Source organism: Dinoroseobacter sp. S76, from assembly GCF_049801095.1.
Classification (GTDB): Bacteria; Pseudomonadota; Alphaproteobacteria; order Rhodobacterales; family Rhodobacteraceae; genus Dinoroseobacter.
The window spans coordinates 66,184-72,500 of the sequence record NZ_JBNAGH010000012.1 but is presented as its reverse complement, the minus strand read 5'-3'; the positions used below and the strand labels follow the sequence as shown (position 1 = coordinate 72,500).

Annotated in this window: 9 protein-coding genes (1 of these 9 running past the window's edge); 4 read left to right on the top strand and 5 right to left on the bottom strand. The window is 63.6% G+C overall.

Annotation, left to right across the window (positions count from 1 at the left end):
* The 3 genes from msrQ to ACP153_RS20710 form a co-directional block, all read right to left on the bottom strand.
* Window positions 1-281, bottom strand: partial view of a protein-methionine-sulfoxide reductase heme-binding subunit MsrQ gene (gene msrQ, locus ACP153_RS20720; protein ID WP_424972918.1) — the 5' portion only. 346 nt of this gene lie to the left of the window's left edge; 281 of the gene's 627 nt are visible here — the first part of the coding sequence; it begins with the start codon at window positions 279-281; its stop codon lies off the left edge, out of view.
* The gene (gene msrP, locus ACP153_RS20715) at window positions 281-1,189 is read right to left on the bottom strand and encodes a protein-methionine-sulfoxide reductase catalytic subunit MsrP (RefSeq protein ID WP_424972917.1); all 909 of its coding nucleotides are present in this window, start codon (window positions 1,187-1,189) and stop codon (window positions 281-283) included. Before msrP ends, msrQ begins: the two co-directional genes overlap by 1 nt.
* Window positions 1,190-1,253: 64 nt before the next feature.
* A complete protein-coding gene (locus ACP153_RS20710) occupies window positions 1,254-2,747 on the bottom strand; it encodes an FMN-binding glutamate synthase family protein (protein WP_424972919.1) in 1,494 nt (497 codons plus the stop codon).
* 278 nt (window positions 2,748-3,025) lie between these two features.
* Here ACP153_RS20710 and ACP153_RS20705 point away from each other — a divergent pair, with 278 nt between their 5' ends.
* From ACP153_RS20705 to ACP153_RS20695, 3 genes are all read left to right on the top strand, one after another.
* The gene (locus ACP153_RS20705; protein ID WP_424972916.1) at window positions 3,026-3,517 is read left to right on the top strand and encodes a fasciclin domain-containing protein; all 492 of its coding nucleotides are present in this window, start codon (window positions 3,026-3,028) and stop codon (window positions 3,515-3,517) included.
* A 73-nt stretch (window positions 3,518-3,590) separates the two neighbouring features.
* Complete coding sequence (locus ACP153_RS20700) at window positions 3,591-4,082, top strand: fasciclin domain-containing protein (protein WP_424972915.1); 492 nt, start codon at window positions 3,591-3,593, stop codon at window positions 4,080-4,082.
* 158 nt (window positions 4,083-4,240) lie between these two features.
* Window positions 4,241-4,993, top strand: a complete 753-nt coding sequence (locus ACP153_RS20695) for an SDR family NAD(P)-dependent oxidoreductase (protein WP_424972914.1) — start codon at window positions 4,241-4,243, stop codon at window positions 4,991-4,993.
* Between the two features lie 6 nt (window positions 4,994-4,999).
* Here ACP153_RS20695 and ACP153_RS20690 read toward each other — a convergent pair whose 3' ends face one another.
* Window positions 5,000-5,353 carry a thermonuclease family protein gene (locus ACP153_RS20690; protein WP_424972913.1) on the bottom strand — a complete coding sequence of 118 codons (354 nt, stop codon included), beginning with the start codon at window positions 5,351-5,353 and terminating at the stop codon, window positions 5,000-5,002.
* A 139-nt stretch (window positions 5,354-5,492) separates the two neighbouring features.
* Between ACP153_RS20690 and ACP153_RS20685 the strand changes: the two genes are divergently transcribed.
* Window positions 5,493-5,729, top strand: a complete 237-nt coding sequence (locus tag ACP153_RS20685) for a helix-turn-helix domain-containing protein (protein WP_424972912.1) — start codon at window positions 5,493-5,495, stop codon at window positions 5,727-5,729.
* Here ACP153_RS20685 and ACP153_RS20680 read toward each other — a convergent pair.
* Window positions 5,726-6,247, bottom strand: a complete 522-nt coding sequence (locus tag ACP153_RS20680) for a hypothetical protein (protein ID WP_424972911.1) — start codon at window positions 6,245-6,247, stop codon at window positions 5,726-5,728. The two genes, ACP153_RS20685 and ACP153_RS20680, sit on opposite strands and share 4 nt — an antisense overlap.
* Window positions 6,248-6,317: the final 70 nt, after the last annotated feature.

Below are 6,317 nucleotides of genomic sequence, written 5' to 3'. Positions count from 1 at the left end.
AGCAGATGGAACACCACATAGGCAAAGGCGAGGATCCCCAGCGGGCGCCGCCACTTGATGAGGTTGATCCCGGCAAAGCGGCGCAGGGGCGTGATCAAAAGCCCCGCGATCAGCAGCTGCAGCGCGATCAGCCCGAGCTCATGCTCCATGACCTTCACAGGATCCACGCCCAGCGCGCCATTGAACCCCTGCCAAAGCAGCCAGGCCGCCGGAAGCGGCCCGAGCACATAGAACACCCAGTTCGGCAGCTTGCGCGCCAGGCTGTTGAGACGGTCCACCATCAATAGAACTTGGTCAGGTCCATGCCCGCATAGAGATCCGCGACCTGATCCGCATAGCCGTTCAGCATCAGCGTATCGCGCCGCCGGTTGAACCGCCCATCGCCGATCCGCCGCTCGGAGGCCTGGGACCAGCGCGGGTGATCCACCTCGGGGTTCACATTGGCATAGAAGCCGTATTCCCGCGGCTGGAGCATGTTCCACGTCGTCGGCGGCTCTTCCTCGGTGAAGGAGATGCGCACAATCGACTTGATCGACTTGAACCCATACTTCCACGGCACCACCAACCGGATCGGCGCGCCGTTCTGCTTGGGCATGGGCTCGCCATAGATCCCGGTCCCCATCAGGGTCAGCGGGTGCATGGCCTCATCCATGCGCAGCCCTTCGCGGTACGGCCATTCGATATTGCCCCCGCGCCGCTGGCCACGCATTTCCTCGGGGCGCACGAGGGTTTCGAAGGCCACGTATTTCGCGCCGGGCTGCGGGCCGAACTTGTTGAGGATCTTGCTCAGCTCGATCCCATTCCACGGGATGACCATCGACCAGGCCTCGACGCAGCGAAAGCGATAGATCCGCTCCTCGATCTCGGCTTCATCCACCAGATCCGAGATGTCATAGGTCCCGGGCTTGTCCACCAGCCCGTCCACCTGGATCGACCACGGATCCGTGGTCAGGGCCGAGGCGTAGCGTGCCGGGTCGCCCTTATCGAAGCCGAACTCATAGAAGTTGTTGTAGGAGGTGATCTCCTCGAGGCTGTTGGGCGTCTCCCCCCCCGCGAAATCCCGGGCCGTGACCTGACTGCCGGCCATGATCCCCGCCGCGGCGGCGCTGGCAAGAAAACTCCGGCGGTTCAGGAACACCTCTTTGGGCGTGATGTCCGAGTATCTGAGGTCTGGGCGAAAGCGCGTCATAAAGGTCTCCGGTTTTACCTCACTGACATAGGAGACCTGGGCCGGACGTCCAAAACACGGGTGCTCACGTTGTAGCGGGTTCCTGAAACACAGGGTGGAGCTGGTCGAAGGGCACCGAGGTCCCGTTGGGCTGCACCAGCCGGACGTGATGCCGCCGCATCTGGCGCGGCTCGCGGACACCCACCGAATGGGAGATCGTCTCGACCTCTTTCACGAGGCCGGTCGCGTAATTGGCGACGCGCTTATACTTCTCTTCCACCACGAGGCCCTTTTGAAAGCGCGGATCATGGGTCGTGATCCCCGTGGGGCAGGTGTTCTTGTTGCATTTGAGCGCCTGAATGCAGCCAAGGCTGAACATGAAGCCCCGGGCCGAGGTGACGAAATCCGCCCCCGCCGCGAGGGCCCAGGCCACGTCGCCGGGATTGACCAGCTTGCCAGAGGCGATCAGGCGGATCCGCTCCTTCAACCCGAACTCACTGCGCAGGTCATCAACCATGGGCAGCGCCTCGCGCACGGTCATCCCCACCAGATCAATAAGCGGCATGGGCGCCGCCCCGGTCCCCCCCTCGCCGCCATCCAGCGTGATGAAGTCCGGCGCGCTGTCGGCCCCGCGCGCAGTGATTGCCTCAAAGAGCTCGCGGAAGGGACGCTCCGCCCCGGCCACCATCTTGATGCCCACGGGCTTGCCGGTGACCTCACGCACATGATGGACGAAATCCAGCAGATCCTCCCAATCGTCGATCTCCACATGGCGGTTCGGCGAATAGCTGGTCTGGCCGACCTCCAGCCCGCGCACCTCGGCGATCTCGGGCGTCACCTTCTCGCCGGGCAGGATCCCGCCCTTGCCGGGCTTCGCGCCCTGGCTGAGCTTGATCTCGAACATCCGCACGGTCTCATGGGCGGCCATCTTGGCGAGCTTTTCGTCGTCCAGCGCGCCCTCAGGCGTCCGCACCCCGTATTTCGCGGTCCCGATCTGATAGACGATATCCGCCCCGCCGGTCAGATGATGGGCGCTCAAGCCGCCCTCGCCCGTGTTCAGCCAGCAGCGCGCCGCTTTCGCCCCTTTGGACAGGGCCAGAACGGCGGGTTTCGAAATCGCCCCGTAACTCATGCCAGAGATATTGAAGAGCGAGCGCGCCACGAAAGGCTGCCGGGCCGTGGGGCCGATCAGCATGGGCCCGGCCGCCGAGGCCTGCTCGTCCAGGGGTGGGAAAGCCGCATTCACGAAGATCGGCGTGCCCACCACGTTGAGGTTGCGCGTGGATCCAAAGGCCACCGTATTCCCCTTGCCAGAGGAGGCGCGGCTCACCCATTCCCGCTGCGCACGGTTAAACGGCAGCTCCTCCCGGTCCATGGCAAAGAAGTATTGACGAAAGAACTCGCCCAAGGTCGAGAAGATATGCCGGAAGCGCCCGATCACCGGGTAATTGCGCCGGATCGCATCGGCGGTCTGCATCCGGTCAATGACAAACAGCACAACCAGAGCCGCCGCGATCAGCCCCAGCACCAGAATGAACCCGTTCGACAAAACCTGGGCCACCCAATCCGCGCTTTCCATCATATCCATCGCCAAAACCTCCGCAAACTTTCGCCAAGGCTAGGCAGCTCCCGACTTCAAAACCAGTCACAAGGCGATGATTTCCGAAACACTTTGCCGTCATTTCTCACGCCGGATCACAAAAACGTGTCTCGCATTCAGCTTTACCGAGGGCTTAGGAGGCGCGCGACTGTCGTCAACCGCGTCGGCGGAAAGCCCCCCTCAAAATCGCACCTAACTGCCCGGCATCGAACGAGAGATCCGCCATGGGGGCGGACGTTTGAATGGGAGATACACTCATGATCCGTAGAACTTTTCTCGCCGCGTCCACCGCAGTGATGATGGCCGGTGCGGCCTTCGCGATGAGCGACGACGACAAGGCAATGGATATCGTTGACGTGGCCGTGGATGCCGGCAGCTTCGGCACACTGGTCGCCGCCGTTCAGGCCGCGGGCCTGGTCGAGACCCTCAAGAGCGAGGGGCCCTTCACGGTCTTCGCGCCCACGGATGAGGCCTTCGCAGCACTGCCCGCAGGCACCGTCGAGGACCTGCTCAAGCCCGAGAACAAGGACAAGCTGACCGCGATCCTGACCTATCACGTGATCCCGGCCAAGGTGATGTCCGGTGATCTCTCGAACGGGATGGAAGCGGCCACCGTGCAGGGCAGCTCGGTCAAGATCATGACTGAAGGCGGCGTGACCGTGGACGGCGCAACCGTCACCGCGGCGGATATCGAAGCCTCCAACGGTGTTATCCACGTCATCGACACGGTCATCCTGCCGACCATGTAAGGCAACCTGCGTTTTGGTTCGGCCGGGGATCCGGCCGGGCCGACACCCTTTTTGAAGAGAAGAGAGACCCCAAATGAACCGTCGTTTCGCACTTAAATCCTTGGCAGCCGCCGGTGCCGTCGCCTTCGTCGCAGCCTGTGACCCCATGGCCAGCACCTCCCCCGATATTGTTGATATTGCCGCTTCCGACAGCCAGTTCTCGACCCTCGTCGCCGCCGTGGGCGCCGCTGGCCTCGTGGACACCCTCAAAAGCGAAGGCCCCTTCACCGTCTTCGCCCCGACCGATGACGCCTTCGCCAAGCTGCCCGCGGGCACCGTGGAATCCCTGCTGGAGCCGGGCAATATCGACCAGCTGACCGCGATCCTGACCTATCACGTGATCCCGGGTGCGGTGATGTCCGGCGATCTCGCGGGCGCCAAGCTCGACGTGGCCACCGTGCAGGGCGGCACCGTCAAGGTGGACGGCACCGATGGCGTGAAGGTCAACGATGCCACCGTGATCGCGGCGGACATCACGGCTTCCAACGGCGTGATCCACGTGATCGACACGGTGCTGCTGCCCTGATCCGGCACCGGAACGACCTACCAGTACCCTGATTTCGAGTACCCTGAGCCCTCGGCGCCTCCACGCCGGGGGCTTTTTGCGGCGCGCTTTGCGCTCTTGTATGCCACCGACTGATTGCGCAGTCTGACCCAAAGCGCCCCGCGCAAATGGGAGGTCACATGTCCGAGAAAACCGCCGTCGTCACCGGAGCCGCACGCGGCATCGGGCTCGCCACCACGCGCCTGTTCATCGAGTCCGGCTGGAAGGTCGCCATGATCGACCGCGATGGGGAGGCCCTGGCCGACGCTGTCACCAGCCTCGACAATGTTCACGGGATCGATTGCGATGTCTCCGATGCGGCCTCCGTCTCGGGCATGGTGGCCGAGACCCTGCGCAAGTTCGGGCGGATCGATGCGCTGGTGAACAATGCGGGCGTGGCCGATTTCGGCCCGATCGAAGACACCACCTATGAGCGCTGGCGCACGGTGATGGCGACCAATCTGGACGGGCCATTTCTCTGTGTGCAGGCCGCCACGCCCGCCTTGCGGGAAACCGGTGGAGCCATTGTGAACATCGCCTCGATCTCGGGGTTGCGCGCCTCGACCCTGCGCGTGGCCTATGGCACCTCCAAGGCGGCAGTGATCCAGCTGACCCTGCAGCAGGCCGTGGAGCTTGGCGAATACGGCATCCGCGCCAATTGCGTCTGCCCCGGACCGGTGCGCACCAAGCTCGCCATGGCCGTCCATTCGCAAGAGATCATCGACGCCTATCACGACGCGATCCCCCTGAACCGCTATGGCTCCGAGTTGGAGATCGCCGAGGCCATCGCCTTTCTCTGTTCAGACAAGGCCAGCTATATCACCGGGCAGGTTCTGGCCGCAGATGGCGGGTTCGAGGCCACGGGGATCGGCCTGCCCGCCCTGCGGCGCTAGCCGCGTTCAGGGCAGGCGGCAGAGGCGCGTGCCATACTCCTCCGTGCCCGGCGCGCATTCCCTGGCATGGCCCGAGGCGATCAGGGCCGCGCCGATATCCTCGCCATCCGCCTGACAGGTGCCGGAGGCAAAGTTCTGGATGCCCGCCCCCTGCATCTGACAGGTGACCAGCTTGCCCTCCACAATCGCGCGCAGCATCTCGGCAGCCGCCTCCCCCTGGGGGCTGTTTGCCGGGGGCACCGCGATCCCCTCGAGGCGCACCGCCGTTCCGGACATCACCAAGGTGCCCGCATCCGCCACATAGACATCGCCCTTGGGCGCTGCGAGCAAGAGAACGAAAGCCACGAGGGGAAACATCATAGAACTCCTTCTTGTCGGTTCAGAGAAGGATCGCTCCGAAGCGTCATGAAATCGTTACAAGCCTACCATGTTATACTTTTTGTATCAACATTGCGCTTCAGAGTTGCCAAACGTTAACGTTTCTGACAAATACCGCGCCATGAAGATTGGAACGATCATCGCCCGCGCGCGCCGGGCCACGGGCCTCAAGCAAAAAGAGCTGGCCGATGCGGCGGGCGTGCATGTGCAGACCCTCAAGCGTCTCGAAGGTGGCTCTGGCGCGGGTTACGAGACGGTCAAGGCGCTGGAAAAGGCCCTGCGCAAGCGCGGCGCGCGCTGGGAAGAAACCGAGGAGGGCGTGCGCCTGACGGTCGATCTGCGAGACGAGCGCGGCTAGCCCAGCTGGGCGTCATTGCAGGCCCGCGCGGCCTCGATCGCCTTCATCGTCCCGGTCAGATCCACGACAAACGCATATTCCGTGGTCGGCAGGACGATCATCTCGTATTGCTGCATGATGTCAGCGAGGAACTGCGGATCATCCGAGATGATGTATCCGCCCTCATACCCGTCCGGCAGGCCCGAGGTCACCGTCCGCCCCGTCCCCACATAGAGGTTCTCGCCGATGAGGACCGCGACGGTCTCCTCGCCATCCTTCAGGGCGGTCTCCTGCTTGGTGAAGACCCCGAGATAGCCAAAGGACCGATCCACGGTCAGTCCCATCTGCACGACGTTCTCGGCCGCATCCACCCGCTCGATCATGCAGGTCTTGCGGTCCTCGTTCACGAAGATCGACCAGCCTTCGACCATGCCATAGGCGGTGAATTCCGTGCCGGGCGCGGGCAGGATGTCGGACTGTGCCTGCACGAGGGGCGCAGCGCAGACGAGGGCCGCGGCGAGCGCGAGGGATCGAACCATGGGACAGTCTCCTGTTGTGACGATGTCCCGACCAGAGTGCCGTCCGCCGCGCCCCACTGCAAATGCAAAA

Excerpts from the sequence above, each read along its gene's own strand:
- msrP (WP_424972917.1), bottom strand. The coding sequence starts at position 1,189 with ATGACGCGCTTTCGCCCAGACCTCAGATACTCGGACATCACGCCCAAA.
- ACP153_RS20710 (WP_424972919.1), bottom strand. The coding sequence starts at position 2,747 with ATGGAAAGCGCGGATTGGGTGGCCCAGGTTTTGTCGAACGGGTTCATT.
- ACP153_RS20705 (WP_424972916.1), top strand. The coding sequence starts at position 3,026 with ATGATCCGTAGAACTTTTCTCGCCGCGTCCACCGCAGTGATGATGGCC.
- ACP153_RS20700 (WP_424972915.1), top strand. The coding sequence starts at position 3,591 with ATGAACCGTCGTTTCGCACTTAAATCCTTGGCAGCCGCCGGTGCCGTC.
- ACP153_RS20695 (WP_424972914.1), top strand. The coding sequence starts at position 4,241 with ATGTCCGAGAAAACCGCCGTCGTCACCGGAGCCGCACGCGGCATCGGG.
- ACP153_RS20690 (WP_424972913.1), bottom strand. The coding sequence starts at position 5,353 with ATGATGTTTCCCCTCGTGGCTTTCGTTCTCTTGCTCGCAGCGCCCAAG.
- ACP153_RS20685 (WP_424972912.1), top strand. The coding sequence starts at position 5,493 with ATGAAGATTGGAACGATCATCGCCCGCGCGCGCCGGGCCACGGGCCTC.
- ACP153_RS20680 (WP_424972911.1), bottom strand. The coding sequence starts at position 6,247 with ATGGTTCGATCCCTCGCGCTCGCCGCGGCCCTCGTCTGCGCTGCGCCC.